General features: G+C 68.5%; 14 protein-coding genes. 12 read left to right on the top strand and 2 right to left on the bottom strand.

Going from position 1 to position 18,578, the window contains the following annotated elements; genetic code table 11:
• Nucleotides 1–17: 17 nt before the first annotated feature.
• Together ACIBAF_RS25070 and ACIBAF_RS25065 are read right to left on the bottom strand one after the other, a co-directional pair.
• Nucleotides 18–2,480 carry an MMPL family transporter gene (locus tag ACIBAF_RS25070; RefSeq protein WP_399465820.1) on the bottom strand — a complete coding sequence of 821 codons (2,463 nt, stop codon included), beginning with the start codon at nt 2,478–2,480 and terminating at the stop codon, nt 18–20.
• A 268-nt stretch (nt 2,481–2,748) separates the two neighbouring features.
• Nucleotides 2,749–3,294, bottom strand: coding sequence for a PadR family transcriptional regulator (locus tag ACIBAF_RS25065; protein WP_399465818.1), 546 nt, complete (start codon nt 3,292–3,294; stop codon nt 2,749–2,751).
• Nucleotides 3,295–3,374: 80 nt separating this feature from the next.
• On the opposite strand from ACIBAF_RS25065, the gene ACIBAF_RS25060 reads away from it, so the two are divergent.
• From ACIBAF_RS25060 to ACIBAF_RS25005, 12 genes are all read left to right on the top strand, one after another.
• Nucleotides 3,375–4,826 carry a carotenoid oxygenase family protein gene (locus ACIBAF_RS25060; protein ID WP_399465817.1) on the top strand — a complete coding sequence of 484 codons (1,452 nt, stop codon included), beginning with the start codon at nt 3,375–3,377 and terminating at the stop codon, nt 4,824–4,826.
• Nucleotides 4,827–5,034: 208 nt separating this feature from the next.
• Complete coding sequence (locus ACIBAF_RS25055; protein ID WP_399465815.1) at nt 5,035–6,495, top strand: MFS transporter; 1,461 nt, start codon at nt 5,035–5,037, stop codon at nt 6,493–6,495.
• 254 nt (nt 6,496–6,749) lie between these two features.
• Nucleotides 6,750–7,634, top strand: coding sequence for an FAD binding domain-containing protein (locus ACIBAF_RS25050; protein ID WP_399465813.1), 885 nt, complete (start codon nt 6,750–6,752; stop codon nt 7,632–7,634).
• Nucleotides 7,631–8,167 (top strand): (2Fe-2S)-binding protein, encoded by a 537-nt coding sequence (locus tag ACIBAF_RS25045; RefSeq protein ID WP_399465812.1) that lies wholly within the window; start codon nt 7,631–7,633, stop codon nt 8,165–8,167. The genes ACIBAF_RS25050 and ACIBAF_RS25045 overlap by 4 nt, the downstream gene beginning before the upstream one ends.
• A gap of 5 nt (nt 8,168–8,172) precedes the next feature.
• Nucleotides 8,173–10,599 carry a xanthine dehydrogenase family protein molybdopterin-binding subunit gene (locus tag ACIBAF_RS25040; RefSeq protein ID WP_399465810.1) on the top strand — a complete coding sequence of 809 codons (2,427 nt, stop codon included), beginning with the start codon at nt 8,173–8,175 and terminating at the stop codon, nt 10,597–10,599.
• Nucleotides 10,599–11,735, top strand: coding sequence for an XdhC family protein (locus ACIBAF_RS25035; protein WP_399465809.1), 1,137 nt, complete (start codon nt 10,599–10,601; stop codon nt 11,733–11,735). The genes ACIBAF_RS25040 and ACIBAF_RS25035 overlap by 1 nt, the downstream gene beginning before the upstream one ends.
• 20 nt (nt 11,736–11,755) lie before the next feature.
• Complete coding sequence (locus ACIBAF_RS25030) at nt 11,756–12,403, top strand: SRPBCC family protein (protein ID WP_399465808.1); 648 nt, start codon at nt 11,756–11,758, stop codon at nt 12,401–12,403.
• Nucleotides 12,404–12,437: 34 nt separating this feature from the next.
• A complete protein-coding gene (locus ACIBAF_RS25025; protein WP_399465806.1) occupies nt 12,438–13,289 on the top strand; it encodes an AAA family ATPase in 852 nt (283 codons plus the stop codon).
• Nucleotides 13,286–14,491 carry a VWA domain-containing protein gene (locus ACIBAF_RS25020; RefSeq protein ID WP_399465805.1) on the top strand — a complete coding sequence of 402 codons (1,206 nt, stop codon included), beginning with the start codon at nt 13,286–13,288 and terminating at the stop codon, nt 14,489–14,491. The genes ACIBAF_RS25025 and ACIBAF_RS25020 overlap by 4 nt, the downstream gene beginning before the upstream one ends.
• Nucleotides 14,492–14,604: 113 nt before the next feature.
• The gene (locus ACIBAF_RS25015) at nt 14,605–16,182 is read left to right on the top strand and encodes a long-chain fatty acid--CoA ligase (protein WP_399465804.1); all 1,578 of its coding nucleotides are present in this window, start codon (nt 14,605–14,607) and stop codon (nt 16,180–16,182) included.
• Nucleotides 16,183–16,253: 71 nt separating this feature from the next.
• Nucleotides 16,254–17,660, top strand: coding sequence for an aldehyde dehydrogenase family protein (locus ACIBAF_RS25010; RefSeq protein ID WP_399465802.1), 1,407 nt, complete (start codon nt 16,254–16,256; stop codon nt 17,658–17,660).
• Nucleotides 17,661–17,679: 19 nt separating this feature from the next.
• On the top strand, nt 17,680–18,578 hold an 899-nt coding region (locus ACIBAF_RS25005; RefSeq protein WP_399465800.1), incomplete at its 3' end, for an alcohol dehydrogenase catalytic domain-containing protein.

The following is an 18,578-nucleotide window of genomic DNA, read 5'->3' as shown; positions in this document are numbered from 1 at the left end:
GTCCTGCGGCTGTGGTCTCACTTCTTCCAGGGCAGTTTCATACGCGGCTTCCGCACCGGCGATGAATTCGGCTCCGTGGCGGCGGTGTCGCCGCCGCGTGAGCGGCGCTGCTTGAGTCCGGGCAGCCTCCTGGTCCTGCCGCGGTGATGCTGGGGGAGCGCCGACGCGGTCGTGGCCGTGTCGGTGTCACTCGCAGCTGAACCGGAGCCGTTGGTGCTGATGAAGGCGGGCGCAACGGTGTGGCTCTCCGAGTCCGACAGGGCGCCGGCGGCGACGTTGGCCAGTACGGGTTCGGCCGCGGTGTTCGCCTGCTCGGCGGCGAGTGCGTGGTGCAGCTTCTCACCCTCGACGTCCACGTTCGGCATGATGCGGTCGAGCCACGCGGGCAGCGCCCAGGAACGATGGCCGAGCAGGGCCATGACCGCCGGGACGATGGTCATGCGGACCACGAAGGCGTCGAAGAACACGGCGGAGGCGAGGCCGAGGCCGATGGACTTGATCAGTGCCGCGTCGTCGAGGAGGAACCCGGCGAACACGGAGATCATGATGATCGCGGCGGCGGTGACCACGCGGGCGCTGTGCCTGAAGCCCTGCACGATCGCGTGGGTGGGTTCGGCTCCGTGGACGTACTCCTCGCGCATGCGGGTGACGAGGAAGACCTCGTAGTCCATGGCGAGTCCGAAGACGACGCCGATCAGCAGGATGGGCAGGAGGCTGACGAGCGGGCCGGTCTGGTCGATGCCGAAGAGGTCCTTGAGCCAGCCCCACTGGAAGACGGCGACCAGCAGGCCCAGGGTGGCGACCACGCTGAGGAGGAAGCCGAGGGCAGCCTTGACCGGGATCAGGATCGAGCGGAAGACGAGCATCAGCAGGACCAGGGCCAGGCCGACGACGATGGCCAGGTAGGGGATGAGGGCCGCCGAGAGCTTGGCGGAGACGTCGATGTTGACGGCGGTCAGGCCGGTGACCATCAGATCGGCGCCGGTGTCTTTGTGCAGGGCGGCGCTCTGGTCGCGGATGGCGGTGACCAGATCCTTGGTCGCCTGACTGGTCGGTGCGCTCTTGGGGATTGCACCGATCAGGGCGACGTCCCCGGCCTCGTTGAAGGCGGCAGGACGGACAGAGGCGATGTCGGTCAGCTTCGCCAGCCGCGTTCCGGCGTCCGCGGCGGCGGCTTTGGGGTCCTTGCTGTCGCGGGCGTCGACGACCACGGTCAGGGGCCCGTTGAAGCCGGCCCCGAAGCCCTTGCTGAGAGTGTCGTAGGCGACACGCTGGGTGCTGTGCGGGGGCTTCATGGAGTCGTCGGGCAGGGCCATACGCAGCGACATGGCGGGGAGGGCCAGCAGGGCCAGACCGAGCACCGAGACGGCGAGGACCTTGACCGGGTTGCGGGTGACGAACCGTGCCCAGCGCACGCCCATCGCATCGCCCTCGCCGCGCTCCAGCGCCTTCATTCGGCGGGTCAGCAGCTTGCCCTTCATGATCCGCATCCCGGCGAAGCCGAGGAGGGCGGGCAGCAGGGTCAGCGCGATGACGACGGCGACGGCGACGGCGAATGCGGAGGCCAGACCCATGGAGGTGAGCGAGGCGATGCCGATGACGCTCAGGCCGCTCAGGGCGACGATGACGGTCAGGCCGGCGAAGACGACCGCCGAGCCGGCAGTGCCGAGCGCACGTCCTGCGGCTTCCTCCGGTTCGTGACCGTGGCGGAGCTCGTTGCGGTACCGGGAAACGATGAACAGGGCGTAGTCGATGGCCACCGCCAGGCCGAGCATCAGCGCCAGCGTTGAGGCCTGGGAGCCCATGTCGAAGAACTGGGTGGCGATCGTGATCGACAGGACAGCCGCCCCCACGCCGAGGATCGCAGTGAGCAGGGGCAGCCCTGCTGCGATCAGCGATCCGAAGGTGATGACCAGGGCGACGGCGGCGACCGCGAGGCCAAGCAGCTCGGCGATCTTGCTTTTCGCCTGGTCCTTGACGGCGTTGCCGCCCAGGCTCACCGTCAGGCCGGCCTTCTCGCCCTGCTGGACAACCTCCGCCTGGACGTCGTGCGCGGCGCTGCTGACGTCGGCCTGGGCGACCTTGTAGGACACCTGCGTGTAGGCGATGGCGCCGGACTTGCTGACCAGGCCGCTGGTGAAGGGGTCGGAGACGCTCGACACCTGCGGCGACTTCTCCAGCTTCGCCACCAGCGACTCGATCTCGGCCTTGTTGGCGACGGAGGTCAGTTTCTGTCCACCGGGGGCTTCGAACACCACCCGCGCGGTCGCGCCGTCGGCGGATGCCTGCGGGAACTCCTTCTGCAGCAAGTCGATAGCCTTCTGCGACTGCGTGCCGGGCAGGGTCAGGCCGTCTGTCGTGGTGCCGGACGAACTCATGGCGCCGATACCGATGGCAGCGAGGAGTGCGATCCATATCATGACGACGAGCCGTCGTCGGCGGAACGCCAGCCGGCCGAGCCGATAGAGGAAGGTGGCCACGGATTACTCCCACCAGGAGAAGAGATCATTGCGTGAACTGGGCCCGACTGGCCCGCGATCTCAAGCTAGAGGCGGTTTGCCGCGCTACCTGCGTCCGACGGGACTCAATCCGGGAGGCGTCGTTAGTACCGCAGTACTAAGACCTGTCATCCCTGAGCTTCACCAACCGGCGTTGCCGCGGTCGGTGAGGGATGGTGACCAGGCGTCATCGGCCCTCGGGTGCTTCCCGGATCGCTCTCCTCCGCGACGGTGAACCACAGCGGCTCCCTCATGGGCCCTCCTCGGCTCGTCCGGTTTCGCCGGCTGCGGCCTTCTTCTGGATCTCGGTGTGGAGATCCATCAGCCAAGCCCGCTCCGCGTCGATCCGGTTGATCCCGTGCTCAAGTGCTCGACGGCTCCACAGCTCTGCACGCGCCGTCGCCAGTGCCGCGGTTCTCTCCCGCTTCCGGGCCAAGACGCGGTCCTGGGCATCCAGAACCCGGAGTTGCTCCTCGGGAGTGAGCCAGCCGAAATGCACAAGCCGTGCCATGAACTCGCGTCCGTTGTCGGCTGTGTCCTCTGGTAGCTCCGCGAGCATGTCGTGCAGGAGTTCACGGCCGAGGCCGGTGATCGAGTAGACGTGGCGGGGCGGCGTGCCCTCGTGCTCCTCGGCACGTCGCAGCACCGCCTCCGCTTCCACGAACTGGCGCAGTCGGGGGTAGAGGGAGTTGTTCGACAGCGTGTGGCCTGTCGCCGCCTCGATCTCCCTGCGAAGTTCGTAGCCGTGCCGTGGGCCACGGGCAAGCTCCGCCAAAAGGAGGATCTCAATCCACATGAGGCAAGGTTACCGTGACCTAGGTCGCCATGACGCGGTCCGTCCACCTGCATGTGCGACACCACTTCGACGAGGAGACCATGGCCGCCACGAACTATCGCGAAAGTCCGTACCTCACCGGGCACCATCGCCCCACCCGGATGGAGGTGGACGCACCCGACCTGTTCGTCGAGGGTGAGCTGCCTGCAGACCTGGCAGGGGTTTTCTACCGCAACGGTGCTGAGCCGTTGTACCCGCCGACCGACGAGGACTACCACTGGTTCGACGGAGACGGCATGGTCTATGCCTTCTTCATCGAGGACGGCCGGGCGTCGATGCGCAACCGGTGGGTCCGCACCGACAAACTGCTGCTTGAGATGAAGGAGGGGCGGCGGCTGTTCGGTGTGCATGGAAACCCGGTGACCACCGACCCGATCGCCCGGCATACCCGCTACAACACCGCGAACACCAACATCATTCTGCACGGCGGGAAACTCCTGGCGCTGATGGAAGGCGCACCGCCGGTCGAGCTCGATCCGCGCAGCCTCGAAACGATCGGCGAGGAGTCCTACGGCGGCGTGATCACCACGACGTTCTCCGCGCATCCCACCGTCGATCACGCCAACGGTGAGCTGGTCAACATCGGAACGATCGCTCGCGACGGAGACAGGTCTCCGGAAATTCACTATGAAGTCATCGATTTCTCCGGTCGGCCGATCAGGACCGAAGTCATCCCGGTTCCGCACCAATCCTTGATGCACACCTTTTTCGTCACCGAGAACCATGTCGTGTTCCCGGTGACACCGCTGGACGTCAGCATCAAGCGTGCGCTGTCCGGTGGCCCGATCGTCGCATGGATGCCGGACCGCCCGACGAAACTCGGCGTGATGCCGCGTCGCGGTACGGCCTCGGACGTTCGCTGGTTCGAAGTGGAACCCCGGCACATGCTCCATCAGGCGAACGTGTGGGAGGACGGACACCGCATCGTCGCCGACGTGGCGGCGGCCGAGGGCACAGCGCTGTTCCCGGACCTCCATGGCCGACGTCGGTCGCACCAGGAAACCCAGCAGAGCCTGCGCCGCTGGACGATCGACCTGGCGGCTGACACCGGAGCGGTCCGTGAGGAGATCATCAATGACCGGGACATCCAGTTCCCTCGCCCGGACGATCGGCTCATGACACGCCCCAGCCGCTACGCCTTCTCCAACAGCAACCTGAACTCGGTCGACGGCCGGGTCGACGGCATGGACTCGGTGCTGCGGGTCGACACCCGCACCGGTGTTGAGGACCTCTACCACTTCGGCGACGGAGCGGCGGCCGGTGAACTCATCTTCGCACCGCGCGTCGGGGGCACCAGCGAACTCGACGGCTACGCCCTGACCTTGGTGCACAAGGAGGGAGCCGCCGAAACCGAACTGGCGGTGTTCGACGCCCGTGATCTGTCTTCCGGGCCCTTGGCCCGGGTGCGGATCCCCTTCCGCATCCCGAGCGGATTCCATTGCAACTATTACAGCGTCGACAGCCCGCTGTATGAGCAGGCCATGAGGGCGTGAGACGCGACAGGCAATCGCGCGCAGAGCCAGAACGACGCGCGGCTTGAAGAAGCCGCCCTCATGCAGGGCGAGTTGGAGCGGCAGACCGTCGGGGCGGTGCCCGTCCTCGCGGTCGGCAGGACCCGGTCCTGAACTGCACGTGCGCCGCTTTGGCCCCATCCCAGACTGCCGCCGCTGCCAGTCGGCTCCCCCCACGGAGGCCCCAGACATGTCCCCCGAGCATGGCCAAGCCGCCTCGACCCGTGATCGCAGCGCCCGGCAGGTGAACATCCTGGTGGTGGTGCTCACCTTCACCGGGATCGTCGCCACGCTGCTGAACACGTTGATCATCCCGGTCATCCCGCACCTTCCCCGCTACCTCAACGCCCCAGTGTCCGACACTGCCTGGGCCCTCACGGTGACACTGTTGTGCGGCGCCGTCACCACGCCGATGATGGGGCGCCTGGCCGACATGTACGGCAAGCGCCGCATGCTGCTGCTCGGCATCGGCCTGCTGGCACTGGGTTCCGTCGTTTGCGCGCTCAGCGACACCCTGGCCCCGCTGCTCGTCGGCCGCGCTTTGCAGGGCATGGCGCACGGCGTCATCCCCCTGTGCCTCAGCATCATGCGAGACGAGGTGCCCGCGGAGCGGCTACCCGTGGCTGCGGCTGTGATGGCGGGCTCACTCGGCGTCGGCGGGGCCGTTGGCCTGCCGACCGCGGCGCTCATCGCCGACAACTTTCACTGGCACGTCCTGTTCTGGACCGCAGCCGGCTGCAGCGTCGTCTCCCTTGTCCTTATTCTGCTGCTCGTCCCGAAGTCCAAGGTGCGCACCGGCGGAAGTTTCGACTTCCCAGGGGCGCTCGGGCTGACCGTCGGCCTGGTCTGCCTGCTGCTGGCGGCGTCCAAGGGCGAGGACTGGGGCTGGCGCAGCGCCACTACGCTTCTGCTGTTCACCGCGACCGTTGTCGTCCTGCCGCTGTGGGGTTGGTACGAGCTGCGCACCCCGCAACCCGTGGTCGATCTGCGCAGCTCGGCACGCCCCCTGGTGCTCTTCACCAACCTCGCGGCAGTGGCACTTGGACTCTCGCTGTTCGCGACGAACCTGGTCATACCGCAGGTACTCCAGCTGCCGAGGGCCACCGGATACGGGCTGGGCAAGTCTCTCGTCGTCACCGGCCTGGCTCTGGCGCCTCAAGGCCTGGCGATGATGGCCTTCTCCCCGCTGGCCGCCCGCATCACCAAGGCCAAGAGCCCGAAACTGACCCTTGTCATCGGCGCCGCGATCACCGGCGCCGGCTACCTCCTCGCCATGGTGATGATGTCCGGGATGTGGCAGCTCATCATGGCTTCGTGTGTCATCGCGGCCGGGGTCGGCTTCTGCCTCGGCGCCCTGCCGACGCTCATCATGGGCGCCGTGCCGGTGTCCGAGACGGCGGCGGCCAACGGTCTCAACAGCCTGATGCGTTCCATCGGCACCACGTCCTCCAGCGCTGCGGCCGGCGTGATCCTCGCCCACATGACCATCAGCTTCGCCGATGCGCAGGTGCCCTCCGAGAACGGGCTGCGGACGGTCCTGGCCGTCGGCGCCGGCGCAGCCGCAGTAGTCCTGGCCATCGCGACCTTCATCCCGGGAGGCCGGTCGGCCGCCGCCCCATCGCCCCAAGTTCCCGTCGAGACGACGACTTAGCAGCGGGGTCCCGTGCGCGAGTCCGGGCGAGCAGTTGACTGGCCTGTTTCGTCGCCGTCGGCGGACTCAGGAGCCGCACAGTTTCAGGCAGCAGCGCCATGGCTGGGGGCACATGATCCACGCAAGGGCATGTGGAGTCACACAGCCTGAATGAAGAGATTGCGCCATAACCTGGTCGACAACCGCGCCCCAGCCGACCTCGGCCGGGACTCCGGTCACCTGCTCGCCCGGGAGCCGCACCGAAGGGAGAGGCAATGAAGCCGCCCAGGTTCACCTATTGTGATCCCGAAACCATTGACGAGGCCGTCGCGCTCAAGAGCGAGTACGGCACGGACTCGGTCGTCCTGGCGGGGGGCCAGAGCCTCCTGCCCATGCTGAACATCCGGCTCGCCCGGCCAGAGGCACTGATCGACATCAACAAGATCGGTGACCTGCAGCGCATCGAGCGCCAGCCGGACAAGCTGGAAGTCGGCGCCGGGGTTCGGCAGTACGAACTGGAGGACCATCCCGATGTCAGGGAACTGGTCCCGCTGCTCCCCGAAGCCGTCGGATTCATCGGCCATGTCGAGAACCGGCATCGCGGCACGGTCGGCGGCAGCATCGCGCACGCCGACTCCGCCGCCGAACTGCCCTGCACGGCGGTGGCGCTCGACGCGGAGATCGTCGTACGAGGCCCGTCGGGGTCCCGCACCGTCGCCGCCCGGGAATTCTTCCAGGGCTGGATGACCACCGCGCTGGAGCCTGAGGAAGTCCTCGTCGCGGTCCGATACCCCGTCATGCCGCGGACCGCAGGCCACAGCTTCGTCGAAGTCGCCAGGCGTGCGGGCGACTTCGCGCTCGCCGGTGCCGCAGCGGTGGCGGTCCTGGACAGGGACGGCCGCTTCGCCTCCCTCTCCGTCGCCGTCTCCAGCATCTCCGACACACCGGTACGCGCGTCCGCGGTCGAGAACGCGCTGATCGGCGAGGCCCCGACCGAGGAGAACATCGCCAGGGCCGCCAACGAGATCGTGCCCCAGGTCACCTCGGGCGACGACATGCACGCCTCACGTGCCTATCGCCGGCACCTCGCCACCGTCGTGGTACGGCGGGCAATCACCGCGGCCGTGGCCCGCGTCCACGACAGGAGCAACGGGAAGTGACGACCTCCACCACCGCCGAGTACGGCACCGACCGGCGGACCGTGACCGTGCGCGTCAACGGCCGGGACGTCGCCCGAGAGGTGTCCACGCGCACCACGCTCGCCGACTTTCTGCGCGACGACCTCGACCTGGTCAGCGTCCACCTGGGATGCGAACACGGCGTGTGCGGATGCTGCACCGTCCTCTTCGACGGCCGGTCCGTGCGTTCCTGCCTGATGCTGGCCGTCCAGTCGGACGGGCACACGGTCGAGACCGTCGAGAGCCTGTCCGCCGACCCGGCCGAGCTGCACCCCATCCAGGAGTCCTTCGCCGAGGAGCACGGTTTGCAGTGCGGTTTCTGCACGCCCGCGATGGTGCTGCGCACCAAGGAGATCGTCGAGACCGGCCGGCAGCTGACCGACGCCGAGGTGCGCCACGAGATCTCCGGGATCCTGTGCCGCTGCACCGGATACCAGAACATCGTCAACGCGGTCCAGTCCGCCTGCGCGAAGCTGCGCTGCGGTGGCCCGGGCACCGACGAGCGTGGGGAGTGAACCCGATGACGACGACCGAGGAAACCCCCAAATACAAGTACCTGGGCGCGGACCGCAAGCGGGTAGAGGACCCGAGGCTGCTTGTGGGACGTGGCGGCTACATCGCCGACATGAAGTTCCCGGGCCTGCTTCACGCTGCGATCCTGCGCAGCCCGGTGCCGCACGCGCGGATCGTCTCGATCGACGCCACGGAGGCACTGAAGCTGCCCGGAGTCGTCGCCGTGCTCACCGGCGAGGACTGCAAGGCCAGTATGAACCCGTGCATGAACTTTGGCCCGGCCTCCATCGCGCAGTACCCCCTCGCGGCCGACAAGGTCCGCTACGTCGGCGAAGCCGTGGCAGCGGTCGTCGCGGAGAGCCGCTACATCGCCGAGGACGCCGTGGAACTCATCGAGGTCGAGTACGAGGACCTCCCGCCTGTCACCGACCCGATGGCTGCCATGGAGCCCGGGTCCGCGCTTCTGCACGAGGAGCACGGCAGCAATATCGGCTACGAGCGGACCTTCGAGTTCGGCGACGCGGGTGGCTCGTTCGCCGAGGCCGACTTCGTCATCGAGGACACGCTCCACTGGGGACGGTCCGCGGGCATGCCGATGGAGACCACGGGCGCGGTCGCACGTCCCGGTCTCAACGGCGTCATGGAGATCTACTGCAACTCGCTGAACTTCAGCTACTTCGCCTTCCTGATCGCCGCCGCGCTGAAGCTCCCCTCCACCAAGCTGACGATGCACCCGGTCCCGGCGGGCGGCAGCTTCGGCAGCAAGTTCACCGCGCACAAGGTGCCCACCCTCGCCGGCTTCCTGGCCCTGCAGACGGGGCGTCCGGTCTCGTACATCGAGGATCGCATCGACCACTTGATGAACTCCGACCACCACGCGTCGGACCGGTACTACGAAGTCAAGATGGGCTTCCGGCAGGACGGCACGATCACCGGTCTCGACATCGACGTCGTGGACGACTACGGCGCCTACATGCAGTTCGGCGTCGGCACGCACGGCAACGCGTTCTCCCAGATCGTCGGCCCCTACGCCTTCCGGAACGTGCGGTACCGGGTACGCGCCGTGGTCACCAACAAGTGTCAGCAGGGCGCCTACCGCGGCTTCGGCTCCGAGGTGCACAACTGGGTGCTGGAACGGCTGGTCGAGCAGGGAGCCGTGCGGCTCGGCCTCGCGCCGGAGGAGATCCGGCGGCGGAACTTCATCCAGCCCGACGTGTTCCCGTACAAGATCCCCGGCGGCAACGTCTACGACAGCGGCAACTATCCCGCCGTGCTGGACAAGGCGCTGTCGATGATCGACCTGGACAAGTGGCGCGCCGAACAGCGGCGGCTGCGGGAGGAGGAAGGCCGCCACATCGGCATCGGGATCGCAACCACCCAGGAACGCTCGGTGTTCTCCTCGACCGAGTTCTGGTTCTGGTTCGACGATCCGCCGTTCCCGATCACGTCGAGTCCCGAGAGCGCGACGGTGACGATCGACCCTGCGGGCGGGTTCCAGTTGCTGCTGCACAGCCAGGCGATGTGGGGCAACAGCCCCGAGACCGTCGGCTGCACCATCCTCGCCGAGGAGTTCGGCATCGAACCGGAGAGCGTCAACGTGCGCTACGCCGACTCCGCGCATGCGCTGCCCGGAACCGGCCCCGGCGGCAGCCGGTTCACCGTGATGGTCGCCGGCGCGATCAGGGGCGCGTCCCGCAAGCTGAGGAAGAAGCTGATCGACATCGCCGCCCACACCCTCGAGGTGGCGGCCGAGGACCTCGAACTCGTGGACGCCCGCGTCCAGGTCAAGGGCGCCCCCGAACGGGGGCTGACCCTGGCCGAGCTCGCGGGGACGGCTTACTTCTTCGCGCTCAACCTCCCCGAGGGCATGACGAGCGGTCTGGAGGCGTCGTACACCTACGACCACCCGTACACGACGCTTCCCTCCGCGGACCGCTCTGATCTGGGAGTCTTCTACCCGATCATGGGCCACGCCTGCCACATCGCGGTCCTCGAGGTGGACTCGGACACCGGCATGGTGACGTTCCTGGACTACGTCGCCGTCCACGACGCGGGCACCATCGTCAACCCGAAGAGCCTGGACGGTCATGTCACGGGCGGTTCCGCGCAGGGCCTCGGATCCACGCTGTACGAGGAGCTGGCCTACGACGAGGACGGTCAGTTCAAGTCGTCGACGTTCATGGACTACCTCGTGCCCACGGCCAACGAGGTCCCGGCGTTCCGCATCGGGCACGTCGAGACGCCCTCGCCGTTCACCGAGTACGGCATCAAGGGCGGCGGCGAAGGCGGCCGCATGGTGACGCCGTCGGTGGTGTCGGCGGCCATCGACGACGCGTTGCGGGAGTACGGGATGCGGATCCGGGAGCTGCCGGTCAAGCCCTCGGACATCGTGGCCGCCGTACAGGCGGGCACCACACCGGCGGAGGACGGCTGATGTCAGCCACCGCCGCGGAACTCCGCGCGGTCCTCGGCGAGTTCCGGCACGAGGACCGCGCGGGACGGCCCCATCCGATCGCCCTCGCCACGCTCGTCGACGTTCGCGGCTCGTCCTACCGCCGGCCGGGCGCGCGGCTGCTGGTGCGCGAGGACGGCAGCACGGAGGGCAACCTCACCGGCGGCTGTCTCGACGCCGAGATCGTCGAGGCAGCCGACGAGGTCGAACGGATCGGGACCGCCCAGATGGTGACGTTCGACCTCACCGCCGACGATGAGGCCGTCCTCGGCTGGGGCTTGGGGTGCAACGGCGTCCTCGACATCCTCGTCCAACCGGCCGAGTCCGTACGGGCCGCGGCATGCGTGCTCGATGAGGCGCTGTCGTCCCGCCGCCAGGCCATGCTGCTGACGGTCACCTCCGGGCCGGATATCGGCCGGCACTGGTGGCGGATCGGCTCAGCGGGGCCGGTCTGCGGAGTCGACGGCGTCGAGTCCGTGCCGAGGGCGGTGCGGTCCGCGCTCGCCTCAGGCCGTACAGGCTTGGTGTCGCTGTGCTCCGCGCAGCGCGAGGAACACGCGTTCGTCGAGGTCCTGCAACCGCCGCCGCGGCTCGTGGTGTGCGGCGCGGGCGCCGACGCCGTGCCGGTGGCCCGCCGTGCCGCGGAGCTCGGCTGGGACGTGATCGTCGTGGACGACCGCCGCCTGGTACTGAACCCCGACCGCTTCCCGCCGGGGACCAAGCTCGTCCTCAGTGCGTCGGGCCCGGTCCGTGAACTGCCCGTGGACCGTGACACCTACGTCGTCGTGATGAGCCACAACTTCCTGCGGGACCGCGACTACCTCGGTGCGGCCCTGCGCACGGACGCCTCGTACATCGGCGTCCTCGGCCCCCGGCGACGGCTGCAGCGTCTGCTCGACGACCTTGGCCGCGACGGCGTTCGCCCGACCTGCCAGGACGGGCTGCGCCTGCACGGCCCCGCCGGACTGGACCTCGGTGCGCAGGGGCCGGGCGAGATCGCCCTCTCGATCGTTGCCGAGGTCTTGGCCGCCAGTCGCGGCAGTCTGGGCAAGGAGTCCGTCAGCCGCCCGTACGCGCTCGACCTCGCGGCGGAGCCCGTCGCGCAGACCGTCCCCTGAACGATCGATAGGAACACACGGTGCAACTGCAGAACTCATTCGTGGTCTCCTCCTCCGTCGGGGAAGCCTGGGGCTTCCTCCTCGACGTCGAGAACATCGTGCCTTGCATGCCGGGCGCCGAACTCGTCGAAACCATCGACGACAAGAACTGGCGAGGTCGGCTGAAGATCAAGTTCGGCCCCGTGGCCATGGCCTTCGAGGGCACTGTCGAAATGGTGGAGCGCGACGACGTCGGGCGCCGGATGACGCTGCGCGGCGCCGGCAAGGACCAGCGTGGTCGAGGCAGCGCGACGGCGGACATCCGAGTGACGGCCGAGCCCGGCCCACAGCCGGACACCACGTCGGTGTCGGTGCTCACGGACCTCAAAGTGAGCGGCCAGATCGCCCAGTTCGGCCGGGGCATGATCCAGGACGTCTCCGAGCAGATGACCAAGAAGTTCGCCGCCTCGCTCCAGGCCCATCTGCAACAGGCCCGACAAGTCCCGGAACCCGGGCCGGAGACGGGCGCCCCGGCCTCGTCGGCGGCCGCACCCGCAGCGTCGCAGCCCCGACCGGAGGACGGCGAGGCTGTGGCTGGGTTCCGGCTGTTGGCGGGCACGCTCTGGCGCGCCCTGCTCCGCCAGTTCGGAAAACTGCGCAGGCCCGCGGGGACGCATCGTGCCGGCTGAAGTACGGCCGCCGGCGCCCGGCGGGCAAGGCGACGTGGCTTCGGTCGCCGAAGTCAGCAAGCGTCTTGAGCAGGTCCGCTACCTCGCCGACGAAGGGCTCGCAACGGCCGTGTACCTCGCCCTCGGGCTGGGGCGGCCGCTCCTGCTGGAAGGCGCCAACGGCGTCGGCAAGACCGAGGTCGCCCGAGCGCTGTCCGAGGTACTGGACCGCGAGCTGATCCGCCTGCAGTGCTACGAGGGCATCGACACCAGCCAGGCACTCTACGACTGGCACTACGGCCGCCAACTGCTCGCCGTCCGGGGCGCCGACGGCACCCGCGCGGAGGATGTCTTCACCCGGGACTACCTGCTCACCCGCCCGCTCCTGGACGCCCTGGAGACGGGCGACCGCGCCGTACTGCTGATCGACGAACTCGACCGCGCCGACGACGAGTTCGAGGCGTTCCTGCTGGAGCTGCTGTCGGACTTCACCGTCACCATCCCCGAGGTGGGCCGGATCGAGGCGACCTCCCGCCCCCTGGTCGTTCTCACCTCGAACCGCACCAGGGACCTGCACAACGCACTGCGCCGCCGCTGCCTCTACTACTGGGTGGATCACCCGGACATCGACCGTGAGTACCGCATCCTGCGGTTGCGTGCCCCCGAGATTCCGGAACCGCTCGCCCGTGAGGTCGCCACGGCCGTACGGCGGGTGCGCGGGCTCGGCCTCGGCCATTCTCCGGGCGTGGGCGAGAGCATCGACTGGGCGGGCGCCCTGCACATGCTGGGTGTCTCCACCCTGTCGCCGGAGACGGCCGTCGCCACCCTGAGCGCCCTGGTGAAGGACGTCGACGACCAGCAGTCGGTCCGGGAACGGATCGCCGACGTCGTACCGACCGCACCATGACCGCGCCCCCGCCTTACCTCGCCGACGTCACCGGACGAACCTGTGTGGAGTTCGTCGGGCTGCTCCGGGTACGCGGGCTGCCGCCCGGCCCTGAGCAGACCGTGGCGTTCTACGAGGCACTGCACCTGATGGCAGCGGCTCCCGGGAGTTCGCTCGGCCTGCGGCAGATCTACTGGGCGGGACGGGCGGTACTCGTCGGCCAGCGGCAGCACGGCACGGTGTACGACCGCGCGTTCGCCGACTTCTTCGGGGAGTTGCCGGGCGATGAGCGCGACGTGCCGCCCCAGCCCAGGGCGGTCCCGATGAGCGCCGTCGAACGCGACGACGCCGCGTCCGGCACACCGACGCCGTGGGCCGCCGACGCCGAGGACGAACAGGCGGACGACGCCCGGCTGGTCCCCGGCGAGGTGCACCTGCTCAAGGAGAAGTCCTTCGGCGCGATGACACCGCAGGAGCGGCGCCGGGCCGCCGCCCTGATCCGCCGGCTGCGCCCCGAACTGCCCCGGCGACGCAGCCGTCGCCGCCGGCCGGCCGTCGCCGGCCGGTATCTGCACGTCCGGGGGGTGCTGCGCGAGTCACTGCCGACCGACGGCGAAGCAATGCGTCTGCCCTGGCGTCGGCAGCGCTTCCGAGAGCGTCCGCTGACCCTGGTGATCGACGTGTCCGGGTCCATGACGCCGTACGCGAAGGCGTTGCTGCGCTTCGGACACACGCTGAAGCGCGCGGGACATCGTGTGGAAGTGTTCACCTGCGGAATGCACCTGACCCGTGTCACCGACAGCCTGCGCAAGGTGTCGGTGGACACGGCACTGCGGCACATCGGCGAGGTCGTCGACGACTGGGACGGCGGCACCCTGCTCGGCACCTCGATGCGTGAGCTGGTGGACCGTTACGGCGGACACTCATCGCTGCGTGGAGCGCTGCTCGTGGTGTGTTCCGACGGCCTGGACCGGGACGATCCGGCGACGCTGGGCGAGGCCATGTGCGCCTTGTCGCGGCGGGCTCACCGTGTCGTCTGGCTCAATCCGCTGAAGGGTGACCCGCGTTATCGGCCGCTCGCCAGGGGCATGGCCGCCGCGCTGCCGTACATCGATGTCTTCCTGCCGGGTCACAACCTGGCGAGTCTGGAAGACCTGTGCCGGACGATCTCGGCCCGGCGGGTCGTGCAGCGGAAGGCCAAGACTCCTGCGCCGCTGGGCTGAGACCTCGAACACCTCCCTCGACGACACCGTGTTTCGTATTGGGACGCTCCTGCCCCGCGGCTCATGGGCATCGTGGCTTTCGTTGACAAAGGGGAGAAGGGCGGTTACCTGCGATGGACGGCCTGATGATGGACCGGCCGCTGTTGACCACGCGACTGCTGTGGCGCGGTGAACGGATATTCGGAGACAGGCTCGTGGTGTCCCGGACGGACTCCGGTTATCACGAGTACACGTATGCCGAACTCGGCCACCGGGTCCGGCGTCTGGCCGGTGTCCTGCGCAACCTCGGAATCGCACCTGGTGATCGCGTGGCGACCCTGGCCTGGAACAGCCATCGGCACCTCGAATGCTACTTCGCCGTTCCGGGCATCGGCGCGGTCCTGCATACGGCCAACCACCGCCTGTCCGAGGACCAGCTCGCCTACACCATCGACCACGCGGGAGACCGTGTGGTGTTCGTCGACCCTGACATGGTTCCGCTGCTCGAGAGCATCGCCGATCGGCTTCCGTCGGTGCGCTGCTATGTGGTCTTCGGCGACGTGCCCACGGACACGATGCTGAACCCCGTGATCGCGTACGAGGAGCTCATGGCCGACGCCAACCCGCTGCACCTTCCCGAGTTCAGCGAGAACACCGCCGCCTCGCTGTGCTACACCTCAGGTACCACCGGCGATCCGAAGGGCGTCCTGTACAGCCACCGCAGCATGGTTCTCCATGCGTTGGCCTTGTGTGCCAAGGGGTCCGCGGAGATCGCGGAGGAGGAGACCTGCCTCGTGGTCACCCCGATGTCACACGTGAACGCATGGGGCACTCCCTACGCCTGTACTCTGCAGGGCGCGACACTGGTGCTGCCCGGAACCCACCCGAGCCCTGAGACACTGCTGCGCATCGTCCAGGACCGCCGGGCCACGACCGTGGTCGCGGCTGTGACCGTCGGGACGATGCTCAAGGCGGAGCACGAACGGACCGGCCGACGATACCGCCTCGACTCCATGCGCCGCCTATGGCTCGGCGGACAGGCCACGCCGGCCGCACTGAGCGACTGGTGGCGTCGCCAAGGCACCGAGATCGTCAACGGCTGGGGAATGACCGAGACATCGCCGATAGCCACGTTCGCCCAGGACACACGCACCCAGGGAAAGCCCCTGCCACTCGTGGAAATGCGCATCACGGACGAGGGCGGCAACGAGCTGCCGTGGGACGGCGAAACGGTCGGTGAGCTCGAAGTCCGGTCTCCCTGGGTTGCGCGCGAGTACTTCGACGACCCGCGTTCGGTGGACAGCTTCCGGGACGGCTGGCTGCGCACCGGAGACGTGAGCGTGTTCGCACCGGACGGCTGCATGCGACTCAAAGACCGCTCGAAGGACCTGATCAAGAGCGGGGGCGAGTGGATATCCTCTGTCGATCTGGAGAACGCGCTGATGGCGCATCCGTTGGTGCGTGAAGCCGTGGTGATCGCGATCCCGGACGACACCTGGCTCGAGCGTCCGCTCGCCTGCGTCGAAGCGCAGGGCACGGTCACCGCCGAGGAACTGCGCAGTCACCTGCGCACCAGATTCGCCAGGTACTGGGTCCCGGATCACATCGTCTTCGTCAGGCGCATTCCCAAGACCTCAGTAGGCAAATTCGACAAGAAGCGCCTGCGCTCGCACTACCTCGCCCAAGGCCTGGACGGCATGTGCACTTTCTGACCGTGCCGCTGAAAAACAAAGGGCCTCGCACCACGCTCAGGAGCCCCTTGGCATGAACGGAGAACAATGCAGTGAAGCGCACGAAGCTCTATATAGGCGGCGAATGGGTCCAGCCCGTCGATGCCGGCACCAGCGCTGTGGAGAACCCCGCCACCGAAGAAATCATCGGTGAGGTGGCCGCGGCCACCTCAGCCGATGTGGAGCCCGCCGTGCAGGCCGCGAGGGGCGCCTTCCCCGCTTGGAGCGGGCTCGCTCCGGCTGAACGAGCGAGCCGCCTGGAACGGCTGTGGCACATCCTGGACCGTCGTCGAGAGGAGATCGCGCGCACGGTCACTCTGGAGCTCGGGACGCCCTTGAAGACCGCGACGGCGATTCAGGCCGGGCTGCCGCTGACGGTGCTGCGGAGTTACGTCGATCTGGTCGGCGCATACGCGTTCTCCGAGGAGATCGGCCACTCTCTCGTGCTGAAAGAGCCGGTCGGTGTGGTGGCCGCGATCACGCCGTGGAACTACCCGCTGCACCAGATGATCGCCAAAGTGGCACCCGCACTGCTGGCAGGGTGCACGGTGGTGCTCAAGCCGGCCGAGCTCACCCCACTCGTGGCCTACATGCTTGCCGACGCGGTGCACGAAGCGGAGCTGCCGGCCGGGGTGTTCAACATGGTCTGCGGTCCGGGTGCGGTGATCGGCACCGCGCTTGCGGGTCATCCGGGCGTCGATATGGTGTCGTTCACCGGCTCGACCGAGGTCGGCAAGCAGATCTCGGTGCTCGCGGCGAGCACGGTGAAGAAGGTTGCGCTCGAGTTGGGCGGAAAGTCCGCCAACGTGATTCTCGACGACGCGGATCTGGTCACGGCGGTGAAGGTGGGTGTGGGCAACGCGTTCCTCAACGCCGGGCAGACGTGTACGGCGTGGACGCGGATGCTGGTGCCGCACAGCCGGTACGAGGAGGCAGTGGAGCTCGCCGCTGCGGCGGCCGGCAAGTACGCGGTCGGCGATCCGATGTGCGCGGGGACCCGGTTGGGCCCGGTGTCCTCGGCGCGCCAGCGCGCTTCGGTGCTCGCGCACATCGACACCGGACTGTCCCAGGGGGCGCGGCTCGTGGCGGGCGGCGGTGATCTGCCGTCGCGCGGGCACTATGTTCCGGCGACGGTGCTGGCGGACGTCAAGCCCGATGACGTGGTGGCGCAGGAGGAGATCTTCGGGCCCGTGCTGGCGGTCATCCCCTTCTCCGATGACGAGGAGGCGGTGACGATCGCCAACAACTCGCGCTACGGGCTGTCGGGGGCGGTGTGGTCCGGCGACGAGAGCCGTGCTCTTGCCGTCGCCGGCCGGCTGCAGAGCGGTTCGGTGGACATCAACGGTGCGGCCTTCAACCCGGTGGCGCCGTTCGGAGGCTACAAGCAGTCCGGGACCGGGCGCGAGCTCGGGCGCTATGGCCTGGACGAGTTCTTGCAGACCAAGGCGATCCAACGATGAGTGCCGGGGTGGCGACAACATGGTGAAGGCGCTGGTAGCCCGTGGGGCGACTGCCGAACTGTCCGTGGAGGACGTCGAACTTCCCGAGCCCGCGGCGGGTGAGGTGCGGGTGAGGGTGCGGGCGGCGGGGGTCTGCCACTCGGACCTGTCGATGATCAACGGCACGGTGTCTCCGGAGTTCCCGCTGGTTCTCGGGCACGAGGCCGCGGGCGTGGTCATCGCGGCCGGGGCGGGGGTGACGCGTGTCGCCGTAGGCGATCACGTGGCGATCAACTGGTCGCCGGCCTGCCGGAAGTGCTGGTTTTGTGAGCGGGGCGAGCCGTGGCTGTGTGTGACGGCGGAGGGGGTGTCCTCCCGGCCCCGGGGCAGGCTGGCCGACGGCACGCCGGCCCATGTGACCCTGGGTGTGGGGGCTTTGGCGGAGGAGGTCGTGGTCGGGGAGCGGGCGCTGATCGTCCTGCCCCGCCAGCTGCCGCTGCCGGAGGCGGCCTTGCTGGGGTGTGCGGTGCTGACCGGTGTCGGCGCGGTGCGCAACACCGCGGGGGTGCGTCCGGGGGAGTCGGTGGTGGTGCTCGGGCTCGGCGGGGTGGGTCTGTCCGCCGTGGCCGGTGCACGGCTGGCCGGTGCGGACCCGATCATCGCGGTGGACGTCTCCCCGGAGAAGGAGGGCCTGGCACGGGCTTGCGGCGCCACGGAGTTCCTGGTCTCTGACAAGGGTCTGCCGAAGGCGATCCGGTCGTTGACCGGCGGTCGGGGAGCCGATCACGTCTTTGAGTGTGTGGGCCGAGCGGCCACGATCCGCATGGCGTGGCAGAGCGCTCGGCGCGGCGGCAACTGTGTGGTGGTGGGCATGGGCGCCCGCGATGACATGGTGTCGTTCTCCGCGCTGGAGGTCTTCCATTTCGCCCGCAGTCTGAC

The sequence above is a fragment of the Streptomyces sp. NPDC051677 genome (assembly GCF_044453465.1).
In the GTDB taxonomy this organism is placed as follows: domain Bacteria; phylum Actinomycetota; class Actinomycetes; order Streptomycetales; family Streptomycetaceae; genus Streptomyces.
Note: the sequence above shows the minus strand (reverse complement) of the source record. Positions and strands in the feature narration are given on the sequence as shown.